The 23,452-nt window shown below is 51.6% G+C and carries 24 protein-coding genes; 17 read left to right on the top strand and 7 right to left on the bottom strand.

The annotated features are described in order from the left end of the window. Window positions 1–44 precede the first annotated feature (44 nt). The 6 genes from ACXYMU_RS17470 (at window position 45) to meaB (ending at window position 5,761) form a co-directional block, all read left to right on the top strand. Window positions 45–584: a metal-dependent hydrolase gene (locus ACXYMU_RS17470; RefSeq protein WP_458987711.1), complete on the top strand. Its 540-nt coding sequence runs from the start codon at window positions 45–47 to the stop codon at window positions 582–584. Window positions 585–629: 45 nt separating this feature from the next. Then, the gene (locus tag ACXYMU_RS17465; protein ID WP_458987710.1) at window positions 630–1,031 is read left to right on the top strand and encodes a hypothetical protein; all 402 of its coding nucleotides are present in this window, start codon (window positions 630–632) and stop codon (window positions 1,029–1,031) included. 111 nt (window positions 1,032–1,142) lie between these two features. Next, window positions 1,143–1,343, top strand: a complete 201-nt coding sequence (locus ACXYMU_RS17460) for a hypothetical protein (RefSeq protein WP_458987709.1) — start codon at window positions 1,143–1,145, stop codon at window positions 1,341–1,343. A gap of 385 nt (window positions 1,344–1,728) precedes the next feature. Then, a complete protein-coding gene (gene treF, locus ACXYMU_RS17455; RefSeq protein ID WP_458987708.1) occupies window positions 1,729–3,357 on the top strand; it encodes an alpha,alpha-trehalase TreF in 1,629 nt (542 codons plus the stop codon). Window positions 3,358–3,533: 176 nt separating this feature from the next. Next, on the top strand, window positions 3,534–4,649 hold the full coding sequence (locus ACXYMU_RS17450) for a hypothetical protein (RefSeq protein ID WP_458987707.1): 1,116 nt from the start codon (window positions 3,534–3,536) through the stop codon (window positions 4,647–4,649). A 131-nt stretch (window positions 4,650–4,780) separates the two neighbouring features. Beyond that, the gene (gene meaB / locus ACXYMU_RS17445; RefSeq protein ID WP_458987706.1) at window positions 4,781–5,761 is read left to right on the top strand and encodes a methylmalonyl Co-A mutase-associated GTPase MeaB; all 981 of its coding nucleotides are present in this window, start codon (window positions 4,781–4,783) and stop codon (window positions 5,759–5,761) included. Window positions 5,762–5,832: 71 nt separating this feature from the next. Here the strand turns inward: meaB and folB are convergent, their stop codons facing one another. From folB to ACXYMU_RS17430, 3 genes are all read right to left on the bottom strand, one after another. Beyond that, complete coding sequence (folB, locus tag ACXYMU_RS17440) at window positions 5,833–6,189, bottom strand: dihydroneopterin aldolase (RefSeq protein WP_458987705.1); 357 nt, start codon at window positions 6,187–6,189, stop codon at window positions 5,833–5,835. A 100-nt stretch (window positions 6,190–6,289) separates the two neighbouring features. Beyond that, complete coding sequence (locus ACXYMU_RS17435) at window positions 6,290–7,267, bottom strand: DivIVA domain-containing protein (protein WP_458987704.1); 978 nt, start codon at window positions 7,265–7,267, stop codon at window positions 6,290–6,292. Then, window positions 7,264–8,193 carry a WD40 repeat domain-containing protein gene (locus ACXYMU_RS17430; protein WP_458987703.1) on the bottom strand — a complete coding sequence of 310 codons (930 nt, stop codon included), beginning with the start codon at window positions 8,191–8,193 and terminating at the stop codon, window positions 7,264–7,266. Before ACXYMU_RS17430 ends, ACXYMU_RS17435 begins: the two co-directional genes overlap by 4 nt. A gap of 126 nt (window positions 8,194–8,319) precedes the next feature. On the opposite strand from ACXYMU_RS17430, the gene ACXYMU_RS17425 reads away from it, so the two are divergent. After that, on the top strand, window positions 8,320–8,916 hold the full coding sequence (locus ACXYMU_RS17425) for a 4'-phosphopantetheinyl transferase superfamily protein (RefSeq protein ID WP_458987702.1): 597 nt from the start codon (window positions 8,320–8,322) through the stop codon (window positions 8,914–8,916). Window positions 8,917–8,926: 10 nt separating this feature from the next. Beyond that, window positions 8,927–9,511, top strand: a complete 585-nt coding sequence (locus ACXYMU_RS17420; protein WP_458987701.1) for a redoxin domain-containing protein — start codon at window positions 8,927–8,929, stop codon at window positions 9,509–9,511. A gap of 87 nt (window positions 9,512–9,598) precedes the next feature. Here ACXYMU_RS17420 and ACXYMU_RS17415 read toward each other — a convergent pair whose 3' ends face one another. The 4 genes from ACXYMU_RS17415 to ACXYMU_RS17400 all read right to left on the bottom strand — a co-directional run bounded on the left by ACXYMU_RS17415 (window position 9,599) and on the right by ACXYMU_RS17400 (window position 14,156). Beyond that, the gene (locus ACXYMU_RS17415; RefSeq protein ID WP_458987700.1) at window positions 9,599–10,447 is read right to left on the bottom strand and encodes a transglutaminase-like domain-containing protein; all 849 of its coding nucleotides are present in this window, start codon (window positions 10,445–10,447) and stop codon (window positions 9,599–9,601) included. Between the two features lie 101 nt (window positions 10,448–10,548). Continuing rightward, window positions 10,549–12,177, bottom strand: a complete 1,629-nt coding sequence (locus tag ACXYMU_RS17410) for an acyl-CoA carboxylase subunit beta (protein ID WP_458987699.1) — start codon at window positions 12,175–12,177, stop codon at window positions 10,549–10,551. A gap of 98 nt (window positions 12,178–12,275) precedes the next feature. After that, window positions 12,276–13,358 carry an MlaD family protein gene (locus tag ACXYMU_RS17405; RefSeq protein WP_458987698.1) on the bottom strand — a complete coding sequence of 361 codons (1,083 nt, stop codon included), beginning with the start codon at window positions 13,356–13,358 and terminating at the stop codon, window positions 12,276–12,278. A 15-nt stretch (window positions 13,359–13,373) separates the two neighbouring features. Then, window positions 13,374–14,156, bottom strand: a complete 783-nt coding sequence (locus tag ACXYMU_RS17400) for an N-acetylmuramoyl-L-alanine amidase family protein (protein WP_458987697.1) — start codon at window positions 14,154–14,156, stop codon at window positions 13,374–13,376. Window positions 14,157–14,356: 200 nt separating this feature from the next. Between ACXYMU_RS17400 and ACXYMU_RS17395 the strand changes: the two genes are divergently transcribed. The 9 genes from ACXYMU_RS17395 to ACXYMU_RS17355 all read left to right on the top strand — a co-directional run bounded on the left by ACXYMU_RS17395 (window position 14,357) and on the right by ACXYMU_RS17355 (window position 23,339). Next, on the top strand, window positions 14,357–16,909 hold the full coding sequence (locus ACXYMU_RS17395; RefSeq protein WP_458987696.1) for a putative LPS assembly protein LptD: 2,553 nt from the start codon (window positions 14,357–14,359) through the stop codon (window positions 16,907–16,909). Window positions 16,910–16,985: 76 nt separating this feature from the next. Continuing rightward, window positions 16,986–17,804, top strand: coding sequence for a 3-methyl-2-oxobutanoate hydroxymethyltransferase (panB, locus tag ACXYMU_RS17390; protein WP_458987695.1), 819 nt, complete (start codon window positions 16,986–16,988; stop codon window positions 17,802–17,804). Window positions 17,805–18,003: 199 nt separating this feature from the next. Next, complete coding sequence (locus ACXYMU_RS17385) at window positions 18,004–18,672, top strand: RluA family pseudouridine synthase (RefSeq protein ID WP_458987694.1); 669 nt, start codon at window positions 18,004–18,006, stop codon at window positions 18,670–18,672. 165 nt (window positions 18,673–18,837) lie between these two features. Then, the gene (locus tag ACXYMU_RS17380) at window positions 18,838–19,611 is read left to right on the top strand and encodes an acyl-CoA desaturase (protein WP_458987693.1); all 774 of its coding nucleotides are present in this window, start codon (window positions 18,838–18,840) and stop codon (window positions 19,609–19,611) included. 626 nt (window positions 19,612–20,237) lie between these two features. Continuing rightward, window positions 20,238–20,786, top strand: a complete 549-nt coding sequence (locus ACXYMU_RS17375) for a 30S ribosomal protein S16 (RefSeq protein ID WP_458987692.1) — start codon at window positions 20,238–20,240, stop codon at window positions 20,784–20,786. Between the two features lie 10 nt (window positions 20,787–20,796). Continuing rightward, window positions 20,797–21,378, top strand: coding sequence for a ribosome maturation factor RimM (rimM, locus tag ACXYMU_RS17370; RefSeq protein WP_458987691.1), 582 nt, complete (start codon window positions 20,797–20,799; stop codon window positions 21,376–21,378). 2 nt (window positions 21,379–21,380) lie between these two features. After that, window positions 21,381–22,058, top strand: a complete 678-nt coding sequence (gene trmD, locus ACXYMU_RS17365; protein ID WP_458987690.1) for a tRNA (guanosine(37)-N1)-methyltransferase TrmD — start codon at window positions 21,381–21,383, stop codon at window positions 22,056–22,058. A 173-nt stretch (window positions 22,059–22,231) separates the two neighbouring features. Then, a complete protein-coding gene (gene rplS, locus ACXYMU_RS17360; RefSeq protein WP_242922959.1) occupies window positions 22,232–22,585 on the top strand; it encodes a 50S ribosomal protein L19 in 354 nt (117 codons plus the stop codon). Window positions 22,586–22,751: 166 nt separating this feature from the next. Continuing rightward, entirely contained in the window at window positions 22,752–23,339 is a 588-nt protein-coding gene (locus ACXYMU_RS17355; RefSeq protein ID WP_458987689.1) for an inorganic diphosphatase, read from the top strand. Window positions 23,340–23,452: the final 113 nt, after the last annotated feature.

Genomic DNA, 23,452 nt, shown 5'->3' with positions numbered 1-23,452 from the left:
TTAATTTTATACCTATCTTCAACCCGAAACATCCTTAACCACACATGGCATCAGCCTTTGCCCACGCCCTGGCAGTAGTAGCCCTTGGCAAATCATACCCCCGCTTTTATACCTCTGCTAAATTCTGGATACTAGGTATTTTCTGCACCATCTTTCCGGATGCGGATGTGGTCATGTTTAAGTTTGGCGTACCATACGGGCACATGTTCGGGCATCGGGGCTTTTCGCACTCGCTGGTATTTGCCTTGCTGCTGGGTATACTTGTTACGGCGGTCTTTTTCCGGGACACAAAACTGTTCAGCAAGCAAGGGATAGCTTATACCCTGTTCTTCACGCTGTGCACCGCCTCTCACATCCTGCTCGATGCCCTGACCAACGGCGGGTTGGGAGTTGCTGTGTTCGCTCCTTTCGACAGCACCCGCTACTTCCTGCCCTGGCGGCCTATACAGGTTTCCCCGATTGGCGTGAGTAACTTCTTTGGCGAATGGGGTTGGCGTGTTATTAAAAGCGAGGTGGTATGGGTAGGTTTGCCAACTGTCCTGTATCTCGTCATCGTAACCCTGCTAAAAAAAGCCCGAAACTAAATAAGACCAGCTGGCAGTAGTTCTATAGCAACATACCTCTCTACCATGAAACTGAAGCATCTTCTTATCGCGCTCACTGCCGCCCTCGTTATTTGGTTTATTTACGACACACTTTCTATACCCAACACCAGCGACCTGCCGGGCAATTTCAGGGAAGTGGCCATGTACCGCAACGAGAACAACACCGGCCCCATCACCCGCATCTACGCCGTTTCTGTGGATGATACCCTCTGGAATGACATGGAGCAATACGGCAACATGATGCCGCACACCAAGTACGGCAACACCAAAGTATACTTTTTTATAAAGGGCAGCCCTATGCCCGCGCGGGTACAACCCGGAGAAGAGCAAGTGCCGCCGTCCTATCAACAGCACGTAGCGGCCCTTTACGAGAAAGACGCTATGGGGCAGGCAACATTTCGGCAGTACCCGTTTGCACAGCGTTAGGGCTGTTGGTGCAAGGCCCGCAGTTTTAACTTAATACTTGCGCTTACGTTCTCAATGGACTGGCAGCCTGCTGCCAGAGAACTATAATCCGTAACGTAAACACGCAAAACGATGAAAAAATACAGCTTTTATCTGAAAATGGTGATGGGCTTTGTGCTGCCTTTGGCCTTTGCCGCTTGCAGCAGCGAAACCGAGCCTGCCAGCGACGACCTGCAACCCGAAGCCACACAAGGCGATTACTTAGGGGATGATGATCTGAACAACAACCAGGATAACATGCCAGTGGCCGACACCGCAGTCGTAATAGAATAATGGCAAGAGCTTAGGCGACTTACAGTTTCAAAGGAGGTATAAACAAAAGCTTTCCACGTGAAAACCTCTTGTAAATGCGCTCCCTAGAGTAGAGAAGCCTCAGAATCAATCAGCTTTACAACAACGAAAAGTATAATTCTCAATAAAAAAGGCAAGCCAACGCTTGCCTTTTTTATTAGCAGCAGGCAAATCAATTTTTTACAAATAAGGCCACTTGGTCTTTAACATCAACGGGAGGTGTCAAGATTCTCAGAATCTGCATGACAATCTGAATAATGTGGCTAATTGCATAGTGCATATCCTTTTTATATTAGTTGAAGTTCGTTTATTTGTTGCTTTGCCTCTATTTTGCGTAGTACAGATTTATATCAACCGCTATACTAAAATGAAGCAAAGAAAAATTTTCACTCATTCGTATAAGTCAATTTTCCTTTTTTTGTTTACGCTACTATATTTTGCACAGCCCTTGCAGGCGCAGCAGCTGTATCGGCCAGAAGAGCAACTAGGTGAACTCTTTGAGCAAGTGCAGCTTCAGCATGTGTTTCCCGATTCCAAAACGTTTCCGGACACCACTCCGCTTGCCCCTATTGATCAGATTCTGCAGGAATACCAGCAGCAGAAAACGCAGCCGGACTTCGACCTAAAGGCCTTTGTGCTGAGGAATTTCGAAATGCCGCAACAGCCAACCACTAATTTCACCTCCGACACCAGCCTGACAGTAACACAGCACATAGAGCGCCTGTGGCCCGTGCTGACGCGGGAGCCCAGAGCCGGCGGCGGCTCGCTGATTCCCTTGCCAAACGAGTACATTGTGCCGGGTGGCCGTTTCCGCGAGATTTACTACTGGGATAGCTTCTTTACGATGCTTGGCCTGCAGGCCAGCGGCGAAACCGAGCTGATCGAGCACATGGTGGATAATTTCACGCACCTGATCAACACCACAGGCCACATCCCGAATGGCAACCGCAGGTATTACCTGAGCCGTTCGCAGCCTCCGTTTTATGCCCTGATGCTTCGCATACTGGCCCAGCAAAAAGGTAAGGAAACGCTGGTAGCTTATGGCCCGGCCCTGCGCAAGGAGTATGACTTCTGGATGGAGGGTGCCAACACGCTGAGTGCGGCCAACCCTGCCCATCGCCGGGTGGTGCGCATGCCGGATGGCAGCGTGATGAACCGGTACTGGGACGATAGCGCAACCCCACGCCCGGAATCCTATCGCGAAGATGTAGAGTTAGCCGAGCAGTCGGGCCGCAACCCTGAGGACATTTACCGCAACATCCGGGCAGCAGCCGAATCGGGCTGGGATTTCAGTAGCCGCTGGTTCGAGGACGCCAGCACCTTGGGCACCATCCGCACCACCGAGCTGATTCCGGTAGACCTGAACGCGCTGTTGTTCCATATGGAAATGACCCTGGCCCAGGTAGCTGAGATGGAGGGCAAAAAAGCAGAAGCCAAAACCTTTAAGCGCCGTGCCAAAGACCGCCGCAAAGCCTTATTGAAGTATAACTGGAACGATGAAACGGACTTCTTCTACGACTACGATTTCGTTAAAAACACGACAACCAACATCCCTTCGCTTGCAGCCGTGTTCCCGCTATATTTCTGCATGGCCAAGCCGAAGCAGGCCGTAGCCGTGGCGCAGCGCATTGAGGCGGAGTTCCTGAAGCCTGGTGGCGTGGTGACCACCCTTAACCATACCGGCCAGCAATGGGATGCCCCCAACGGCTGGGCACCGCTGCAGTGGATGACCATCCAGGCCATGCGCAATTATAAGCAGGACCGCCTGGCTGATACCATCGCCCGCAACTGGACCAAACGCAACATGGAAGTGTTCCGGGAAACAGGCAAGCTGATGGAGAAGTACAATGTAGAGGACCTGAGCCTACAGGCTGGCGGCGGCGAGTACCCGAACCAGGACGGTTTCGGCTGGACGAACGGCGTGCTTCTGAAACTGCTTACGCTGCATCCGGAACTTCTACAGCCAGCAGAACAGGAGGCAGTGCTACAGGACTAAGCTTCTAAGATACGCTTACCCTCAAAAGAGGAGGTACAGGATGTGCCTCCTCTTTTGCTTTTCCCGGAAGGGTTTCTTTAGTTGAGGAGGTATAAATCAAATGTCATACGCACCAAATACACTTGGCACTGCGTTTGCACATCACTTGGCAGAAGACCAACCAAAGCAACTGAACGATGACCAAAATTAGACACCTCACCATGGCAGCCCTGCTTTTTGCCAGTAGCTTCACGGCTTTCGCGCAAGGCCCACAATCGAACTGGTATTTTGGCAAGGGTGCTGGTATTATATTCTCCGGCGACTCGGCAACCCCCACCAACAGCCGCTTGTTTACCGAGGAAGGCAGCGCTACCTTATCTGACAAAGATGGCAAGCTGCTGCTTTATACCAACGGCATCACCGTTTGGAATGGCAGCCACCGCGTGATGCCAAACGGCAACGGCCTGATGGGCGGAAAATCGTCCACGCAATCGGCCCTTATCCTGCCAAAGCCTGGTAGCGAAAGTATCTATTACATCTTCACAACCGATATACAGGCGCAGTCGAATGGCTTGCGCTATACCGTGGTAGACATGACGAAAGCTGATGGCGCAGGCGATGTAATTTCGAGAAACAACTTCCTGATTTCCCCTGCCACAGAGAAGCTAACCGCAGTACGCCACAGCAACAACCGCGACTGGTGGGTGATCGCCCATCGCTGGAACAGCAATGCCTACATGGCTTTCCTGGTGTCGGGTGACGGCGTTAGCGTGCAACCAGTGCTCAGCAATGTAGGTACGGTGCACGGCGGCCCGAACCGCAAGGCTATTGGCTACTTAGTTCCTTCGCCGGATGGCACTAAACTGGCAGCCGCGCTCTGGGACTCTGAAAGTAACTTCGAGGTAATGTCGTTTGACCGCAGCACAGGCAAGCTCGCCGACCCGATTCTTCTGAAGGGGTATGCTGAAGCCTATGGCGTGGCCTTTTCGCCTGACGGGACCAAACTTTATGGTACAGCTAATGGCGTAGGAGGTGGCAAAGCCCAGATCATCCAGTTTGACCTGAACGCGGGTGGTTCGGATGCAATAGCCAATTCGGCGGTGGTGGTGGGCACCTCGGCTAGTCCGCGCGTGGGCGCCTTGCAGGTCGCTCCGGATGGCAAACTGTATGTCGCGCGCCAAAACAATTATTACCTCGGCGTGATCAGCAACCCAAATGCAAAAGGCAAGGCCAGCACATACACCGACGATGGCTTTCATTTAGGAAAACAAAAAAGCGACCTTGGCCTGCCGAACTTCCCGCAAGGGCTGTGAATTACCGAAAGTCTGATTATTAGTTGAAAAGCCAGCCTACCCAAGGCTGGCTTTTGCCGTTAGGATGCTTTCAGCATTAAGTATAAATTTGTGCGACACAGCATGTAACCGACAACCTAACTTGTAGAGCCTTGGCCAAGCGATTCAGTGCAGTAACGTATGTGGATGGTATCTTAGCGGGAGACCGGGTGCTTTTGAGCCGTGCCATTACATTGGTGGAAAGCAAACTTCCCTCCGATCAGGAACTCGCCCAAGAAGTGATCAACGCGGTGCTACCCCACAGCGGCTATTCTGTGCGGATAGGTATAACCGGGGTGCCAGGTGTCGGCAAGAGCACATTCATCGAGGCCTTCGGCACCTTTCTGATACAGGAACAGCACAAGAAGCTGGCCGTACTGGCCATCGACCCTACCAGCCAACGCTCGGGCGGCAGTATTCTGGGTGATAAAACCCGGATGGACGCCCTAGCCACCAACCCCAATGCATTTATACGTCCCTCGCCTGCGGGCAAATCCCTGGGTGGTGTGGCGCGCAGCACCCGCGAGTCCATTATCCTGTGTGAGGCGGCAGGCTTTGATACCATCTTTGTGGAAACGGTTGGCGTGGGCCAGTCTGAAACGGCGGTGCATGCCATGGTGGATTTTTTCCTGCTGCTGATGCTGGCTGGTGCCGGAGACGAGCTACAGGGCATCAAGCGCGGCATTATGGAGATGGCCGATGCCATTGCCATTACCAAGGCTGATGGCACTAACGCAAACAAAGCCAAAGCGGCCCGCGCGGAGTACCAGAATGCGTTACACCTATACCCCAAAGCCGCCTCGGGGTGGCTTCCGCAGGTTAGTACCTGCTCGGCACTGCAGCAAACTGGCCTCGGCACCATCTGGCAAACCATCACCGACTACCTGCACCTGACACAGCAAAACGGCTTCTTCGAGCAAAAACGCCGCGATCAGAACCTCCAGTGGCTATACGAGGCGATCCGGCAAGGGCTGGAAGACAATTTTTACGCCCACACCCAGGTAAAGGCCCAACTGGCGGGTATAGAAGCCCAAGTGAAAAACGGACAAACGTCTGCTTTCGCGGCAGCGGCCGAGCTGCTGAAGCTGGTTTAAAAGTTATAGCTGCCTCAGCTGACTCTAAGAATAAAGTCAACTGCTTGATGAGATTTGATCTGCTAGCTTTTTTAACGTGCTTCTTCCAGGCTTACTTTAGCCCACTTGCAGATGCCACCAAGCGGGGGGTTGAATTTATACACATTCACCTTCACCGATTTCACAAAAGGGAATCTATCATACACCTTGTCGATGATGCGATGGCCCAGGTGCTCTAACAGGCGCGCCGGAATAACCATCTCGGCAAGCACCAATTTGTAAAGCACTTCATAGTTAACAGTCTGGTGCAGGTTGTCGCTCTCGGCGGCACTGCGCAGGTCCGCGTCAATCACCAGGTCAATGCCATACTTGTTGCCGATCTTTTGCTCCTCGTCGTAAAAACCGTGGAAGGCGAAGAATTCCATTCCCTCGAGTGCGATCTGTCCCATAAGCGCGAAAAATTAAGAAGCGGTATGTATAGCAAAATCACCACTGCAAGCTGTCATACTATCGCTTGCAGTGGTGATTTTGCTGTGTCAGTTTAATTAATTACCTGATCTCGTCGAAAAACGACCCGGAGGCTTCTCGCACAGGCTCACGGGTGGCGTAGCTGTTGCGCGATGGCTCTGTAAGCGGGGGCTGTATCTCCGGCTTGTCCGGTGTAACAGGCTGCACATCGGGCACAGGCTGCTCAATGCCTGGCGAGGGCACGCGGCCGGGATAGTCTGGCGCTGGCTGCTCAATTTCGGGCGATGGCACATTTGGCACCATCGGCTCGATTGGGGTTGGCACTTCCGGCTGCGGTTGTGTCACGTCTGGCGCCGGGTCTCCTAACGGGTGATAATCATTCGCATGGCTTATAGCCACCGGCGCATTATCCACAGTTGACTCCGGAAGTTGATAGGTGTGTGATTCGTTCGTTGTTTTCATTTCTTTCAGGCTTTTTAGAAGCTCGGCGCTTTCTACTTTTACGTCGGCAGCTCTTGAGAGAATACTGTGTGCGTTGGCTTTTGGTTTTGCGTTTGTTTTTTCGGCTCTCTCCAGCGCCTCATTCGCCAGGTTCTTCAGGTCGCGCACCATGGTCTCAAGATACCCCTCCATACGCTGGTAATCCTGCTCCAGCAGCCTCACTTCCTGCTGCATCTCCACAATCAGCTTTTCTGACTGCTTTGTCGCCTCTTCCAGCACCTGGCGTGCCTCGTTTCGAGCTTTGTTCAGCAGCTCGTTGGCCTGCAGTTCTGCCTCACGGGCCTTCAGCTCAGCAGAGCGGTTAGCCTGCTCCACGATGCTGCTCCCCGTATCCTCGGCAGTCTTGAGCGTTTTGTACAGCGACGATTCTACCTCGCGCAGCTTCTGGGTTTCGCGGTGCGAAGCCTCCAGTTTCAGGCGCAGGTCCCGGTTTTCGTCCAGCAGCTTTTCCCACTGTTGCGAGAGCGTCATCAAAAAGGCGTTCACCTCATCCTTGTCTAACCCTCTAAAAGCCTTTTCAAACGTTTTTTGTCTGATCTCTAACGGTGTAATTTTCATAACTCAAGCTGTTTTATATCCCAAACCGAAATGGTGCGGTCGTCACTACACGAAACTAACTGATTCTGATGAGCCGACCAAAATAATTTGTTCACCGAAGTGCCGTGGCTGGCGTTGCGGACTTTGTCGATCACTTTCAGCAATTTAAAAGTCTTCGCATGCCATATCTTGATGGATTTGTCCATGCTACAGGTGGCAAAATACCGGCCATCGGGGCTGTAGGCAATGTGGTTGATGGTATACATGTGCGCGATGGTATAGCCCCGCTCGGTATACCCCTTCTCTACCTCCCATACCCGTAGGTGCGCATCGCGGCTACCGGTTAGCAAAAGCTGCCCATCCGGCGAGTAAGCCACCGTAAAAACCGAGTTAGTATGCGACCCAAGCGTATGTTTTAATTCCAATGAGTCCGCACCGAACACACGCACAGCTTTATCGCTGTAGCCCACGGCCAGCTCCTTTGTGAATGAATTATAGGCAAGACTGCGGGCGCTCTGGTCTGATTTCTGGAGGATGGTGTTGAGCTCAAACGTGTCGCTGCTCAGCACACACACGGCCCCATTACCCATGGCCACAAAGACCCGCTGCAGCTCGGGCACGTAGAGGATATCGAAAATTGCCACTTTGGGCAGCGCCACCGACTTGAGTATCTTCTTATCCTGCAGGTCGATGACCTGCACCCCTTCCTGGTTCTGCCCGATCAACAGCAAGTTGCGGTCAGGCATATAAGCCAGGGCATAGACCGAGGTACTCACCCGAGCCATCAGCTCACCGTTGTCCGGGTCGTTCAGGTTCCAGGCCACGACCATGCCATCGCCCGCCGCCGAGAAGAAAACATGCTCCTCCCCCGACTGCTCTAGCGTGTAAACGCAATCGCGGTGACCGGTGAGGGTTGCTATTTTCTGAACTTGTACGTTACTGGCCATACTGCGTAATCTTTAATTTTAGCTAAATTTACAATAAATACGGCAAACCAACGCCGACCCTCGCCACAAAACCCGTTGCCTACGCCTATGCCCCTGTTGTTTTCACGGTCATTGCAACCTGATGCTATGCTTGCCGTCTGGCAAATAACCGAAGCCGAGGAAGAGCTTCTAGCGGCCCTGCCGGCGCATGCTGACACCCGTGCGCTAGCCGGGCAGGTGCACCCGCGCCGCCGGGTAGAGTGGCTGGCCAGCCGGGTGCTTGTATATACCCTCCTGCACCATTTTACAGATCAACCTCTTGTATTGGCCCGCAACCCCGATGGCAAGCCCTACTTCCCAAATCAGCCGCTGCACGTTTCCATTACGCACTCCCCGGAGCTGGCTGCAGTAATACTTTCTGAAAAGCACGAGGTTGGCATAGATATTGAACTAATCACACCGAAGGCACTGCGCGTGGCAGACCGGTTTTTAACTGATCAGGAAAAAAACCTCACGGCTACAAGCGAAAAGCTGACTTGCCTTTACTGGAGTGCGAAAGAAACACTTTACAAGCTCTACAGCCGTAAGAAGCTTATACTCAAGGAAAACCTGGTGCTTTGCCCTGGCTTCGCACCCAACGTACTGCAAGGTTTGGTGCAGACAACTGGTTTTTCGAAGGCATATGAGGTCAGGCACGAAGAACTGCAGGGCCATGTGCTTACGTACTGTGTAGACACACTTTGACATTAACGATATGAAACATGTAGTCCCTATTATTGCCGCCCTGTTGCTCTCTGTAGGAGCGTATGCACAGTCGGGTACTTACCAGTTGGGCGACAAGGTTGCCAACTTCTCGCTGAAGGGGAGTAACCAGCAAGCCATGTCGCTGAACGATTTTGCGGATGCCAAAACTGTGGTGCTGGTTTTTACCAACAACCAGTGCCCGTATGCCAAGCTTTATGAGAACCGACTCGTGACGCTTGCCAGCTCTTACTCAAGCCGCGGTGTGCAGTTTGTTTTCATAAACCCCGGCGTGAATAACGAGAGTGAAGCCCTGAAAGAAATGGCTACGAAGAACTACAGCTTCCCATACCTTGCCGATACCGGGCAGAAGGTAAGCCGACAGTTTGGCGCCACCAAAACCCCTGAGGTATTTGTGCTGCATAACACAGGCAATGAGTTTGTGCTGAAGTATAAAGGTGCTATTGACGATAACCCGCAAGTAGAGACAGGTGTTAAAAACTATTACCTCAAAAACGTGATTGATTCGGTGCTGGCCAATAAAACCTTTACAGCCCAGGACCAACGCGCTACAGGCTGCTTGATCAAACAATATTAATTACGAGCGCTTTTTTTTCACCCTTTATCAAACAAAAAAGACAGCCCTGAAGCTGTCTTTTTTGTTTGATACTATTTTCACCCTTCGCTATATTGGGCTGTCCTCGTCTGTGATGGCAGTGAGCAGTTTGGTTACCTCGGTCGCTTTCTCCAAGTCATCCATTTTCTCAAACGAAAAAGCCAGGTTGCGCAGGGCCCGCTTCACAACATCCAGGTTAGAGCAAGGCTCATAAAAGATATCGATCGGGTTGAGGTTCAGCTGCAGGATATAATTGTCGATGTCGGATTTAGAGAGGATAAGCCCCTTATTATATACGTTGACGTAAAACTGAAGGCCATCCATTTTATACGTCAGGATGAACAGGTTGGGGAGGTTTACCCCATATACCGGCATTCCCAAACGCTTGGCCAGGGTCATATAAATCACACACAGCGTCAGCGGATTCCCGCGTTTCGATTCCAGCACGAGGTGCAACATGGAGTTGGCTGGCGAATGGAAGTTCTTGGTGTTGGCCGAAAAGCGTTTCTCCCGAAAAAGCACGTTGTTGAGTGCTTTCACTTGGTCATAGGGGTGCATTTCATCTTTCATGTGCGTCCAGGCGTCAAAGTACAGCTGGTCCATGACCTTGTTGATCTCGCTGAACTCTACATCCGGGTACATATAAGAGTTGACGAGCCACATCCCCTCCAGCAGGTTCTCTGCCCCGGTGTCTTTCCAAATCTTTAGCCGGGAGAGCAACCCCTCAAACTGCAGGTTATGGATCAGGTCCTCTATCTTCTTCTGCAGGTCAGAATCGAGGGTTTCCTCCCATTCCTCTTCCAGAAACGGTATAATCCCTTCCCCCAACGACACAATCCGCTGTTCCACGTGGTGCGCCACCTCATAATCGCTGTCTTCCAGCAGCGAGATGAGCGCCTTTATTTCATTCTTCGTCACTATACAACAATTTGAAATTCAAAAATAGCAATTAGAAGCTTGGATAGCTATATAAAACAAACCCTCAATTCTAATTTCTAATTCATAATTTTGAATTTTTCTCAGGTCTGGATCACGCCTACATTATAAGGCTTTTCGATCGGGGCGTGGTTGGCCGCTTCTATACCCATCGAAATTACCTTACGCGTTTCCAGCGGATCGATAATGCCGTCTACCCACAGGCGGGCCGCAGCGTAGTAGGGCGAAAGCTCCTCGTTGTACTTGTTAGTAATGCGCTCTAACAGCTCGGCTTCAGCTTCCGGGGTTATTTCCTCTCCCTTGGCTTTTAGGGAGGACACTTGAATCTGCAACAGCGTTTTGGCCGCAGCGGCACCGCTCATCACCGCCAATTGCGCTGTTGGCCAGGCATAGATCAGGCGCGGGTCATAGGCTTTGCCGCACATGGCGTAGTTACCGGCCCCGTAGCTGTTGCCAACCAAAATAGTGAACTTTGGCACCACTGAGTTGGACATGGCACTGACCATTTTGGCGCCGTCCTTGATAATGCCGCCATGCTCGGACTTGCTGCCTACCATAAACCCGGATACATCCTGCAAAAACACGAGCGGAATTTTCTTCTGGTTGCAGTTCATGATAAAGCGGGCGGCCTTGTCGGCAGAGTCCGAGTAAATCACGCCACCCATCTGCATTTCGCCTTTCTTGCTCTTCACGATCTTGCGCTGGTTTGCTACTATACCTACCGACCAACCGTCGATGCGGGCAAGGCCACAGATCAGCGTTTGGCCATACAGGTCTTTGTAAGGCTCAAACTCCGAGTTATCCACCAGGCGCAGGATAATGTCCATCATGTCGTATGGCTTCACCCGGTCGGAAGGCAACAGGCCGTAAATCTCCTTGTCGGTCAGTTGAGGGGCAGCAGGCGCTACGCGGCTAAAACCCGCTTTTGGGTTGTCGCCCATTTTATCGAAGATGTTCCGGATATGGTCGAGCGCCTCCTGGTCGTCTTTGCACTTATAGTCCGTCACGCCCGAAATCTCGGAATGCGTAGTCGCGCCACCCAGCGTCTCGTTGTCGATGGTCTCGCCAATGGCTGATTTCACGAGATATGACCCTGCCAGGAACACGGAGCCCGTCCCCTCCACAATCAGGGCCTCGTCGCTCATGATTGGCAGGTACGCCCCACCGGCCACGCAACTCCCCATGATGGCAGCTATCTGGACAATACCCATCGAGCTCATCACGGCGTTGTTGCGGAACATGCGCCCGAAGTGCTCCTTGTCCGGGAAAATCTCATCCTGCATCGGCAAAAACACGCCGGCGCTATCCACCAGGTATACAATCGGCAACTTGTTCTCAATAGCGATCTCTTGGGCACGCAGGTTCTTCTTGGCCGTGATCGGGAACCAGGCTCCGGCTTTCACGGTAGCATCGTTGGCTACCACCACGCACTGGCGGCCCTTAATGTAGCCGATGCCCGTTACCACGCCGCCACTCGGGCAGCCGCCCACTTCCGCATACATCCCCTCACCGGCAAATGCACCTACCTCTAAAAACTCGGTGCCTTCGTCTAGCAAATAGGCGATGCGCTCGCGGGCAGTCATTTTGCCTTTGGCATGCTCTTTCTGGATGCGCTTCTCGCCGCCACCCAAGTGTACTTTCTTAAGTCTTGATTCTAACTGATAAGTGAGTTGCTTCAGTGCGTCTTCGTTCTTATTGAATTCGATATCCATGTAAGATTTTAGGTATGTATAGGGATAGACAGTAAAAGAAAAATCCGCCCCTTGAAGCGGATTTGACAAATATACGATTTTACCTTTACAGCGATGCGCTACCTGAGTGAGTCTTTCCTCACCGGATTCGCGGAGGCGCCGCTTGCCTGCGGCACAGGCACGTATACCGTGTCCGGCACCGTCCTGAATTCCTCTGGGTGCTTTTCCTGCATCTCCTTCACTTCTTCCAATGTAATGACACGGCCTGTCTCGTCCACTTTATACTTGTCTTTGCGACCCAGCAATGAGAACTGCACGTACCGTTTCGGGTAAGCCTGTATATCACGAAGCAGGTTGTTCAGCGCTGCCGTAGAACCGTTCAGGTTCTCATACAGTGTTTCGTCGTTCATTAGTTTGCCAATAGAGCCTTGGCTCGAGTTGAGCTTGGAGGCTGCCGACTCCAGTTCTGCCACTGCACTGTTCGCATTCCGAACCAGTTCATTTATCTCCACCTGCTTCAGCGTATCTGTGATATCGGCCATGTTGAGGGCCAACCGGTTGATGTTGCGCTCTGTCTTGCGCAACGAGGCAGTGAGGGCATTGATATTGGCAGTGATCTGGCTGATGTTCTGCTGGTTGGCACGCAGAATCTGGTTGATAGCCTCGGTGGTTGCCTTGGTATTGGCCAGGATGTCCTGCACGTTTCCCTTGGCCTCGCTATCGAGGAGCCGGTTCACGCGGGCAAGTGTGGTATCCACCTTGTCTATAACAGGGACAGTTTTGGTAGAGATCAGGTCCGTGATGCTGCTTTCCTTAAAGGCAATCAGCTGCTCACCGCCATTATACATCTTAGTGCTCTTCCCTAAATACAGCACAACGGCTTTGCTCCCCAGAAAGCCGGAGTTGGCCAGGGAGGCAATGGTAGAATCTCCTATCTGTATGTCTTCCTGCACATCCAGCTCCACCCGGATCTGATTCCCGAGTTCCGGCATCAGCTTCATTTGCTGCACCGAGCCGACCTGTATACCATTCAGGATGACAGGGTTAGACAGTGTCAGTCCGTCCACGTTGTCATACATCACATAGTAGCGGCGGGTGTCTGAGAAAAGGTTGGAGCCTTTCAGGAACATAAAGCCAAAATACAGCAGGCCGATGGCTACTATACCCATTAGGGCAACTTTTACTTCTTTCGATATTTTCACGTAAGGGGGCGTTGATTAGTTCATGACCTCCAATTCTCGCTTGTACTCTTTGAAGGCCCGGTATATACCTGATGCCATATACGTTTGCCCGGTTTTATCGTTAAGAAATTTCTCTTCGGTAGGATTGGTCAGGAAACCGCACTCAATCAGCACACTTGGCATATACGACTTCCAAAGCACCAGGAACGGTGCCTGCTTCACGCCGCGGCTCTTGCGGCCTACTTTTGAGCGGAACTCGCTTTCCACTTTGTCGGCAAAGCGCAGGCTGTTGTCGATGTAAGCGCTCTGGTGTAACGTGAATAAGATATGGCTCTGAGGAGAATTAGGGTCGAACCCGTTGTAGTTTTGCTTGTAGTTGTCTTCCTGCAGCACCACCGCGTTCTCGCGCTTGGCCACCAGCAGGTTGCCCTCCGACTTCTGGATACCCATGGTATAGGTCTCGGTGCCGTAGGCCGTGGCGGGCCCTGAGTTGAGGTGGATGGAGATAAAAAGGTCTGCGTTGTTCTTGTTGGCGATACCGGCCCGGTCGATCAACTCCACGAAGTTGTCTGTTTTGCGGGTATAAATCACCTTCACATCGGGCAGGTTCTGCTCGATCAGCTTGCCCACCTGCAAGGCCAGGCTCAGGGCTACGTCTGCTTCGTGCGAGTATTTACCGTTGCACCCCACATCCTTCCCGCCATGCCCCGCATCTATCACAACGGTTCTTACTTTGTAATCTCTTTTGTACTCTAATTTACTGGATGAGCACAACAGTAAAACAACAGCCAAAAACGAAACAGCAACAATATTCTTCACAACTTTCGTTAGTTAAAAGTTAAACAATAACTTTGTACAAAATAAGTAAACTTTTAGGGAACTCTGAAGATTTGCGCCACTTTTTAATTTTTTTACTGCTACTGCAAAGTGCTCTTCTCCTACCCTTTGCGGTATCGGGGCAGAACAGGTTGCAACGCGCTGGAACTGGGCAAGATACCACGCTTACCGCTCCAGACTCTGTGGCGCTCTCCGCTCCGCGCGGCGACATCGAGACGACAATCAAATATTCTGCCCAAGACTCCATCCAATTTGAAGTTGACAGCCAGATTGTACATTTATATGGTGATGCCAAAATAAATTATGGCAACATGTCGCTTGAGGCGGCCTACATTGAGATCAATTACGAAACCAACCAGCTGACCGCCGCCGCTGTTACCGACTCGACCGGTAAAGAGATCGGCGTGCCTCTATTTAAGGACGGCGGGGAAACCTACGCAGCCAAAAACATCGCCTACAATTATAAAACCCGTCGGGGGCGCATCTCTGAAGTAGTAACGCAGCAAGGCGAGGGATATATACATGCCGAGGTAGTAAAAAGAAACGAGAACAACGAATTTTTCGGGTTGCACTCGCGCTATACCACCTGTAACCTGGAGCACCCGCACTTTTATATAGGAGCCGAGAAGTTCAAGGTCATCCCGAACGACAAGGTGATGTCGGGGCCCTTCAACCTCGTGATCGGCGACATCCCCACGCCACTGGGCTTCCTGTTTGGCCTCTTCCCTACCCCCAAGCAACAGAAAAGGTCTTCGGGCATACAGGTGCCGAGCTTTGGCGAGAACACGCGGGGCTTTTACCTGCAGGACATGGGCTACTACTTTGCTTGGAACGACTACATGGGCACCTTGGTGCAAGGCGACATTTACTCGCTGGGGGGGTATAACATCGACAGCCGGACGGATTATGTAAACCGTTACAACTACCGTGGCTCCCTAAGCCTAACCTACGACTACTTTAAGAACGATGAGGCGGATGTAGAGCGGGCAAGGTCAACGGCAACGAACATTTACGATGTGTTGCCGGAATCGCAGCGTACATTCTGGGTGCGGTGGTCGCACACGCCGGTGCAGAAGCCGGGCCGCGGCCGCTTCTCGGCGAGCGTGAACGCGGGTAGCCAGTTGCATCAGCGCCTGAACTATACCGGGTCGGCCAACTATCTGTCGCCGTCTTTCAACTCCAGCATCACTTACCAGAAAACAATCCCGAACTCACCGTTCAGCTATACCGTTAGTGCGCGCCAGGACCAGAACACCACGACCAGTGCCATGAATTTTGTGCTGCCCGACCTGAGTTTGAGCATGACGACGGTGAACTTGTATGAGTTGTTTAGCAACGCGCCTGCCACCGGTAGCTGGTATGAGAACTTTACGATAGGGTATAGCCTGCGCGCGCGCAACGAGGTGAACAACAGGATTCCGGCCCGCAGGCTGAGTGGGGTTAGCGGCATTATCGGGGAAACGCAACGCGACACACTGCTACCTGTTGCTTTTGACAACCTGCGTGAGATATGGGACAATGGCCGCCAGCAAGCCGACCATAACTTCAGCATCGGCCTGGGCAACTACAAGGTGTTCCGCTTCTTTAACTTCTCGCCATCTGTGAGCTACAGCGAAACCTGGCTGGACGAAAAGTATAGCTACCGCTTCGACCAGGAGTCGCAGAAAGTGGATGTAGACACTACAGGCTTTGGCAGGGTATACCAGTATTCGGGAGGCGCTTCGCTTAGCACCACCATTTACGGAACGGCCTACATCAAGGGCAAGCGCGTAGAGGCCATCCGCCACCTCATCAGGCCCAGCATCAGCTATAACTACCGCCCCGACTTTGGCGATGCCCGCTTTGGCTTCTACCAAACCCTGATCACAGGCATCAACGAAACAAACAACCAGCCGCGCGTGCAGACGCTCTCCAGGTTCAGGACCGGGGCACCAGGCACCTCGCTCAGCAGTTCGCTTAACTTCTCCATCGACAACAACATCGAGATGAAGGTGCGCTCAAAGAACGACTCTACCGCGACTGCTGAGAACAAATTTGAGAAAGTGAGCCTGATCGATAACCTGCGCGTGAGTTCGGGTTTTGACTTCGCGGCCGACTCTTTCCAGTTGGCGCCTATCCGCCTGACCATGAACACCCGCCTGTTCAAGCTTCTGGATGTAACGTTCAGTTCCACCTTTGACCCCTACAACCTGGAGTATAACGATGCGGGCATAGGCAGAAAGGTAAACGAGTACTACTTCAACCCAACGCAGTTCAGGCTGGCACGCCTGACTAACGCTAATCTGAACATGCGGGCAAACTTAAACCCAGAAGCCCGCAAATCAGAAACCACCTCGCCGACCAACCTGCCGGCGCTGCAGCAGGACATGGACCCGCTGCTGCCTGATTACATTGACTTTAAAATTCCGTGGACGCTGGCGCTGGATTTTACGCTCTATTACACGCCTGCCACCTCGTTGCTTGCCGAGGACAGGATAGACAAGACAGTGGGTATAAACGGCACCTTGGGGCTGACGGATAAGTGGCAGATATCCTACAATGGCACGTATGACATCACCAGCAATAACATTTCCTACGCCACCGTGAATATTCACCGCGACCTGCACTGCTGGGACATGAGCATCAGCTGGATCCCGTTTGGTTTGCAGCGGGGGTATAATCTCACCATTAATGCCCGCTCAGCCCTGCTCCGCGACCTGAAACTGACCAAGCGCAAGTCCGGATGGAACAGATAAACAGCAACAGCCACCCTGCAAGTGGCTGTTTTTGTTTGCAGATTTTATAGCTTTACACTTCCTAACTGATTCGACTATGTCTGTTCATAAAAGCGACGTAAAGAAAGTAACCACGCACCAGCTTCAGAACATGAAGGAGCGCGGCGAAAAGATATCCATGCTCACGGCCTACGATTTCTCGATGGCGACCATTCTGGACGGCGCAGGCACAGACGTGCTGCTGGTGGGCGACTCGGCCTCTAACGTAATGGCGGGCCATGAAACCACTCTGCCCATCACCCTCGACCAGATGATCTACCATGCCTCTTCGGTGGTGCGTGGCGTTAGCCGGGCCTTTGTGGTGGTAGACATGCCGTTTGGCTCTTACCAGGGCAATTCTTCGGAGGCACTTCGCTCGGCCATCCGCATCATGAAGGAGTCGGGTGCACACGGTATAAAGCTGGAGGGCGGCGCTGAGATCAAAGACTCTGTTACCCGCATCCTGAGCGCAGGTGTACCGGTGATGGGCCACCTGGGACTTACGCCGCAATCGATCTATAAATTCGGGACGTATACTGTGCGCGCCAAAGAAGACGCGGAAGCGCAGAAGCTGATCGAGGACGCGCAGCTGTTGCAGGAACTCGGCTGCTTCGCCATTGTGCTGGAGAAGATTCCTTCCGCATTGGCCAAACGCGTGGCCGAAACGCTTACCATCCCGATCATCGGTATCGGTGCCGGTCCGCACGTGGATGGGCAGGTACTGGTGGTGCACGACATGCTGGGCATCAACAAAGAGTTTAAACCACGCTTCCTGCGCCGCTACGCCGACCTGCACACCGTGATGACGGATGCCGTGACCAACTACATCAAAGACGTCAAGCGCCTTGACTTCCCGAACGAGAAAGAAGCGTATTAATTACGAATTACGAGTTCCTAATTACGAATGGGGGGTATGGGTTTAGGTTTAGGTGTAGGTATAAATCATACCAGGTGCATCTGTTACTGCCCTCCTCGGAGGGACTCGGGTGGGTTCATTTATATAACACATTCCAAAGATCTCTCAACGCTCTCTCATATACTCGGAACTCGTAATTCGTAATTCGTAATTAAAAAATATGTTAGAGGTACTGTATGAGGACAACCATGTATTGGCGGTGAATAAACCGGCAGGGTTGCTTGTGCATGGCGATGAAACGGGCGACACGACCTTGGCAGACCTCGCGAAGGCATACATCAAGGAGAAGTATAACAAGCCAGGCAATGTGTTTGTGGGCGTAGTGCACCGGCTGGACCGGCCTGTGAGCGGTGTGGTGTTACTGGCGAAAACATCCAAGGCCCTGACGCGGCTGAATGAGCTGTTCCGGAGTAAGAAGACCCAGAAAACCTATTGGGCGGTCGTGCAAAACCGACCGCCACAGGAACGCGGCACATTAGTCCATTGGCTGATCAAGGACGGTGCTAAGAACATTACCAAGGCTTACGCCAAGGAAAACAAAAGTGGCCAGCGCTCTGAGCTGCATTATACCCTATTGCAGGAGCAGCAGGGGAAATTCCTGCTGGAAGTGACCCCTATCACCGGTAGGTCGCATCAGATACGGGTGCAATTAGCCTCCATGAACTGCTTTATTCTGGGTGACTTGAAATATGGCGCTCCACAGCCGCTGCCCGACAAAAGCATTGCCCTGCATGCGCGCCAGTTGCAGTTCGAGCACCCTACCCTCAAAACAAAACTTACAGTTAGTGCCCTGCCGCCTCAGAATGCCACCTGGGCACCTTTCAGGTAAGTTGATAGAGAAAGGCAATAAGGTTTTTATTTTATTTATGAACTTTTACACCCTCATCTCTATTTAACATTCAAATTCGAATTGTATTTTTGCAAAACACACGGCACGGTTATGGCAACCTGCTCTCTGTTTGAATTTATACCATCATAATCATTCCTTACCTTTATGGCCATATTAGTATTCTTTGTGGTGCATTGGTACCTGTCGCTTTTCGTACAGACGTTCTACCTGCACCGTTATGCCGCGCATAAAATGTTCACGATGAACCCGTTTTGGGAGAAGGCATTTTATCTGCTGACATACACTGCCCAGGGATCGTCTTTCCTGTCGCCCCGCGCCTATGCCATCTTACACCGCATGCACCATGCTTTCTCTGACACAGAGAAAGACCCGCACTCGCCGCATTTCTCTAATAATGCGTTCACGATGATGTGGAAGACAAAAGAAATCTACAACAACGTGCTCAACAAGCGCGTGGAGCCGGAGCGCCGTTTTGACGGCGATTACCCGGTATGGCCTGCCATAGAGAAAATCGGGGACTCATACCTGTCGCGCATTGGGTGGGGCGTATTTTATGTGCTGTTTTACATTGCCTTTGCCACGCAGTGGTGGATGTACCTTTTACTTCCGTTCCACTTCCTGATGGGCCCGGTACACGGCGCGATCGTGAATTGGAGCGGCCACAAGTATGGCTATCAGAACTTCGATAACAACGACAAGTCACGCAACTCGCTTTTCTTCGATTTTCTGACAGGCGGCGAGCTGTTTCAGAACAACCACCACAAGTTGCCTAACCGTGTAAACTTCGGGGTGAAGTGGTGGGAAGTAGACCCAACCTGGCCTGTGATCTGGACGCTGGACAAGCTGAGCATCATCAAGCTGAAGCCAGCGAAGGTAAAGGATAACGCGCCTAAGCCTAGAATAAAAGCAGCAGCTTAACCACAATAGGAAAGCCCTCCCGCAACGGAGGGCTTTTACTTTTATAACAGGTTTCAAAATGGTCACTTCATCGTTTTGGACTAGGCGCATTGACCAAGCGGCACGGTCCCCCTCCGGAGATCAGGAGAGAAAGCGTCTCCTTCGCCACAAACTCGAAGTCTTTGAAAACAAAGTAGGCAGATCCACAGACCTGCCTACACAGGATGAACTTCCGCCCGATCTATTGAGGGTAGCTCTCCTTATTCAATAGGATATACGAATAATTTCTCCTGAGCATACTTGGCTTTTAACATAGTGCTTTGTTGTTGCCACGCTTGGAATAGATGGTCGATTGCCGCCATTACCTGTACATGGGTACAGTTTAGTATAGCCTACCGGAATAGTATTCAGGCAAACGACTGAGAGTACCAGCACAGCCCTAAGAAATCAGGTGCCTTCCTCTCCTCCAGAAAAAGAGGGGCCTTTTCGGTTATAAAAGGCAGCGCTCGATTTGATTATGCTGCTGAAAAAGTGAGGCATACGCATTTATTAATCCCTGGAGTATTGCATTTGGTAAGCCAAAAATTCTTACCTTTGCGGTTCTAAAATGGTGGACGGGTTCCACCGACGTAAATTTTATATACACAATGGCAGTAAAAATCAGACTGGCCCGCAGAGGCCGCAAGAAAAAAGCTATCTATGATATCGTAGTAGCCGATGCAAGATCACCACGTGATGGTAAGTTCATCGAGAAACTGGGTACTTACAACCCAAACACTAACCCTGCGTCTATCGATTTCAGCGAAGACAAGGCGTTCCAGTGGTTGATGAACGGTGCACAGCCTACCGACACTGTAAAAGCAATGCTTTCTTACACTGGCGTTCTTTTCAGAAGACACCTGCAAATCGGTGTGATCAAAGGTGCTATCTCTCAGGAAACTGCTGACAGCCGTTTGGCTGAGTGGAAAGAAGCAAAAGAAGCCAAAATCGAAAGCAAGCGTCAGGACCTCGGTACTGCTAAAGCTGCTGCGAAGAAAGCTGCTTTTGATGCTGAGACGAAAGTTAAAGAGGCTCGTGCTGAGGCTATCCGTCAGCGTGAGGCTGATAAAGCTGCAGCGAACGCTCCTGCTGCTGAGGCTGAAGAAGCTCCGGAGGCATCTGCCGAAGGCGAAGCTACGACAGAAGAGCAAGCATAATTGCAGTGCCATGAATATTGATGACTGCTTTCAATTAGGCTTTATCGTCAAAACACATGGCACCAGGGGGCAAGTAGTTGCGTTTTTCGACGTGGACTATCCCGAAGATTATGAAGATTTGGAATCAGTCTTTCTTGAGCAAAAAGGAAGGCTGATTCCTTTTTTTATAGATACCCTGGAGCCAGTGCAGAAAGGCCGCTTTATCATTAAGTTCGAGGATATCAAAACCATCGAGCAGGCCGAGGCGCTGCGCAACACCGCCGTGTACCTGCCCCTGGACGAGCTGCCGGAACTGGAAGAAAACCAATTTTACTTCCATGAAGTGATCGGGTACCAGGTGATCGACCAGAACCATGGCCCATTGGGCACTGTGAAGGAGTTTTACGACCTGCCCCAGCAACAGCTGATGGTAATGGAGTACCTGGATCAGGAGATGCTGGTGCCGGTGATGGATGAGATACTGTTGCGGGCGGACCACGAAGCAAAGCAACTGCATGTGCAACTGCCGGAAGGTTTGTTGGAGGTTTATACCCAGCCATCCGGCCCGAATGATGCCGATGACCTCGACGACGAGACAGAGGAGGAGAAATAACCATGCGTTTCGATATTATCAGCTGCCAGCCCGACTTGCTGGAAAGCCCCTTTAGCCATTCTATCCTGAAGCGTGCGCAGCAAAAAGGCCTGGTGGAGGTACACATCCACGACCTGCGCCAGTATGCTGTGAACAAGCACGGCCAAATAGATGACTACGCTTTCGGTGGCGGCGCCGGCATGGTGATGATGATCGAGCCGATTGACAAGCTCCTCTCCGACCTCAAAGCCGAGCGCACCTACGATGCCATCATCTACATGACACCGGACGGAAAGACGCTGAACCAAGGTATGGCCAATCAGTTTTCGCTGTTAGAGAATGTGGTGATCCTATGCGGCCATTACAAAGGCGTGGATGAGCGTGTGCGGCAGCATTACGTGACCCACGAGATCAGCATCGGCGACTATGTGCTGTCAGGCGGTGAACTGGGCGCGGCTGTGCTAGCGGACGCGATCATCCGGATCATACCCGGTGTGCTGAACGACGAGTCCTCGGCGCTGACCGATTCTTTCCAGGACGGTTTACTGGCCCCGCCGGTTTATACCCGTCCGGCAGATTACAAAGGCATGCAAGTGCCTGATATCCTGCTATCGGGCAATAACCCGAAGATTGAGGAATGGCGCTTTGAGCAGGCTGTGGAACGTACCAAACAACGCAGGCCCGACCTGCTAAACGAATAAAGAAGCGGCTGTTCAAGCCTTTAAAAACGAATTGGTTGCTATACGCCTCAAACTCATAGCGAAAAGGCAGCTAAATATTATATTTTTTTTCTGCAGATATTCTTAAGTAAGAAATTATTACATATCTTTGCAGTCCGAAATTTGAAGAAGATACTTTTAAGAACATAGCCACCATGAGCGAATTAATTAAATTTATAGAGCAGGAATCTACTGACAAGCGTGCCTCTTTCCCAACTTTCCAGGCGGGTGATACTATAAACGTACACGTAAAAATCCGTGAGGGTAACAAGGAGCGTGTGCAGCAGTTCCAAGGCGTTGTGATTCAGCGTAAGAACGTGAACACAAACGGTGAGACTTTCACTGTAAGAAAAGTATCTAACCAGATTGGCTTAGAGCGTATTTTCCCACTTCTTTCCCCATCTATCGAGAAAATCGAGTTGGTAAGAAAAGGTAAAGTGAGAAGAGCTCGTCTGTACTACCTGCGTGGTTTACAGGGCAAGGCTGCTCGTATCAAAGAGAGAAGATAAAAATACCTGTTTTCATAAATTACCATAGTTTTAGTGGAAAAGGAGCCGGCAAAAACCGGCTCCTTTTTTTGGTTTCTGCTATTAAGGTGCCTGTCGGTGCTTAGCTTTCTACTGCCATACATACCGCCTATATTTGCAGCTGTTGTTTATCCTATCCCCTACGCCCATGCCACGATCTATTGCCCACTACCTATTATTGCTTGCGCTGGCTGTGCTTAGCGCCTGCCAACCTGATTATGCGGACCTGCCTACTTACACCAGCAACAAGCAGCTACAGGCCGTAATCGAGACCCCTGCGGGCAGCAGCCACAAAATACGATACGATGCTGCGCAGAAAGAATTTATACCTGAGAAGGAGGCTGGAAACGATCGTGTGGTAGACTTCCTTCCCTACCCGGCAAACCTAGGGTTCATACCCTCCACCGAGATCGACCGCGAGGGCACAGGGCTAGAGGTACTGGTATTGTCAGAGCGGTTGGAGAGCGGTACCATAACAGAAGTTATCCCTATCGGGCTGCTACAGCTACAGACGAATGGCGAACTGCAGCACATCGTGCTTGCGGTACCGGCAAGGCCCAGCGAGCGCCAGATCGAGGCAACTAACTTTAAGGGGCTCAGCATTGACTATCCTGCCGTGAAAGCAGTATTGCAGCATTGGTTCGGCAACTACAACAAAGCCAAAGGCACTACCTTTGTGGGCTGGCGCGACGAACGCTTTGCCGACAAGGAAATTCAGCGCTGGATGAGGCTGTAGCGTACCCTGTGATTCTCTTTAAACATAAGAGTTCTCTATAACTCCCGGCTCAGGCCTACAAACTACTTCATCATGTGCGCTGTACTCAGGAATAGGCTGGCACAAGGCTAAAA

This window comes from Pontibacter sp. CAU 1760 (genome assembly GCF_054482735.1).
This window is presented reverse-complemented; position numbering and strand designations above follow the sequence as displayed.

Coding starts and splice junctions, on each gene's coding strand:
- ACXYMU_RS17470 (WP_458987711.1), top strand. CDS start 45: ATGGCATCAGCCTTTGCCCACGCCCTGGCAGTAGTAGCCCTTGGCAAA.
- ACXYMU_RS17465 (WP_458987710.1), top strand. CDS start 630: ATGAAACTGAAGCATCTTCTTATCGCGCTCACTGCCGCCCTCGTTATT.
- ACXYMU_RS17460 (WP_458987709.1), top strand. CDS start 1,143: ATGAAAAAATACAGCTTTTATCTGAAAATGGTGATGGGCTTTGTGCTG.
- treF (WP_458987708.1), top strand. CDS start 1,729: ATGAAGCAAAGAAAAATTTTCACTCATTCGTATAAGTCAATTTTCCTT.
- ACXYMU_RS17450 (WP_458987707.1), top strand. CDS start 3,534: ATGACCAAAATTAGACACCTCACCATGGCAGCCCTGCTTTTTGCCAGT.
- folB (WP_458987705.1), bottom strand. CDS start 6,189: ATGGGACAGATCGCACTCGAGGGAATGGAATTCTTCGCCTTCCACGGT.
- ACXYMU_RS17435 (WP_458987704.1), bottom strand. CDS start 7,267: ATGAAAATTACACCGTTAGAGATCAGACAAAAAACGTTTGAAAAGGCT.
- ACXYMU_RS17430 (WP_458987703.1), bottom strand. CDS start 8,193: ATGGCCAGTAACGTACAAGTTCAGAAAATAGCAACCCTCACCGGTCAC.
- ACXYMU_RS17425 (WP_458987702.1), top strand. CDS start 8,320: ATGCTTGCCGTCTGGCAAATAACCGAAGCCGAGGAAGAGCTTCTAGCG.
- ACXYMU_RS17420 (WP_458987701.1), top strand. CDS start 8,927: ATGAAACATGTAGTCCCTATTATTGCCGCCCTGTTGCTCTCTGTAGGA.
- ACXYMU_RS17410 (WP_458987699.1), bottom strand. CDS start 12,177: ATGGATATCGAATTCAATAAGAACGAAGACGCACTGAAGCAACTCACT.
- panB (WP_458987695.1), top strand. CDS start 16,986: ATGTCTGTTCATAAAAGCGACGTAAAGAAAGTAACCACGCACCAGCTT.
- ACXYMU_RS17385 (WP_458987694.1), top strand. CDS start 18,004: ATGTTAGAGGTACTGTATGAGGACAACCATGTATTGGCGGTGAATAAA.
- ACXYMU_RS17380 (WP_458987693.1), top strand. CDS start 18,838: ATGGCCATATTAGTATTCTTTGTGGTGCATTGGTACCTGTCGCTTTTC.
- ACXYMU_RS17375 (WP_458987692.1), top strand. CDS start 20,238: ATGGCAGTAAAAATCAGACTGGCCCGCAGAGGCCGCAAGAAAAAAGCT.
- rimM (WP_458987691.1), top strand. CDS start 20,797: ATGAATATTGATGACTGCTTTCAATTAGGCTTTATCGTCAAAACACAT.
- trmD (WP_458987690.1), top strand. CDS start 21,381: ATGCGTTTCGATATTATCAGCTGCCAGCCCGACTTGCTGGAAAGCCCC.
- rplS (WP_242922959.1), top strand. CDS start 22,232: ATGAGCGAATTAATTAAATTTATAGAGCAGGAATCTACTGACAAGCGT.
- ACXYMU_RS17355 (WP_458987689.1), top strand. CDS start 22,752: ATGCCACGATCTATTGCCCACTACCTATTATTGCTTGCGCTGGCTGTG.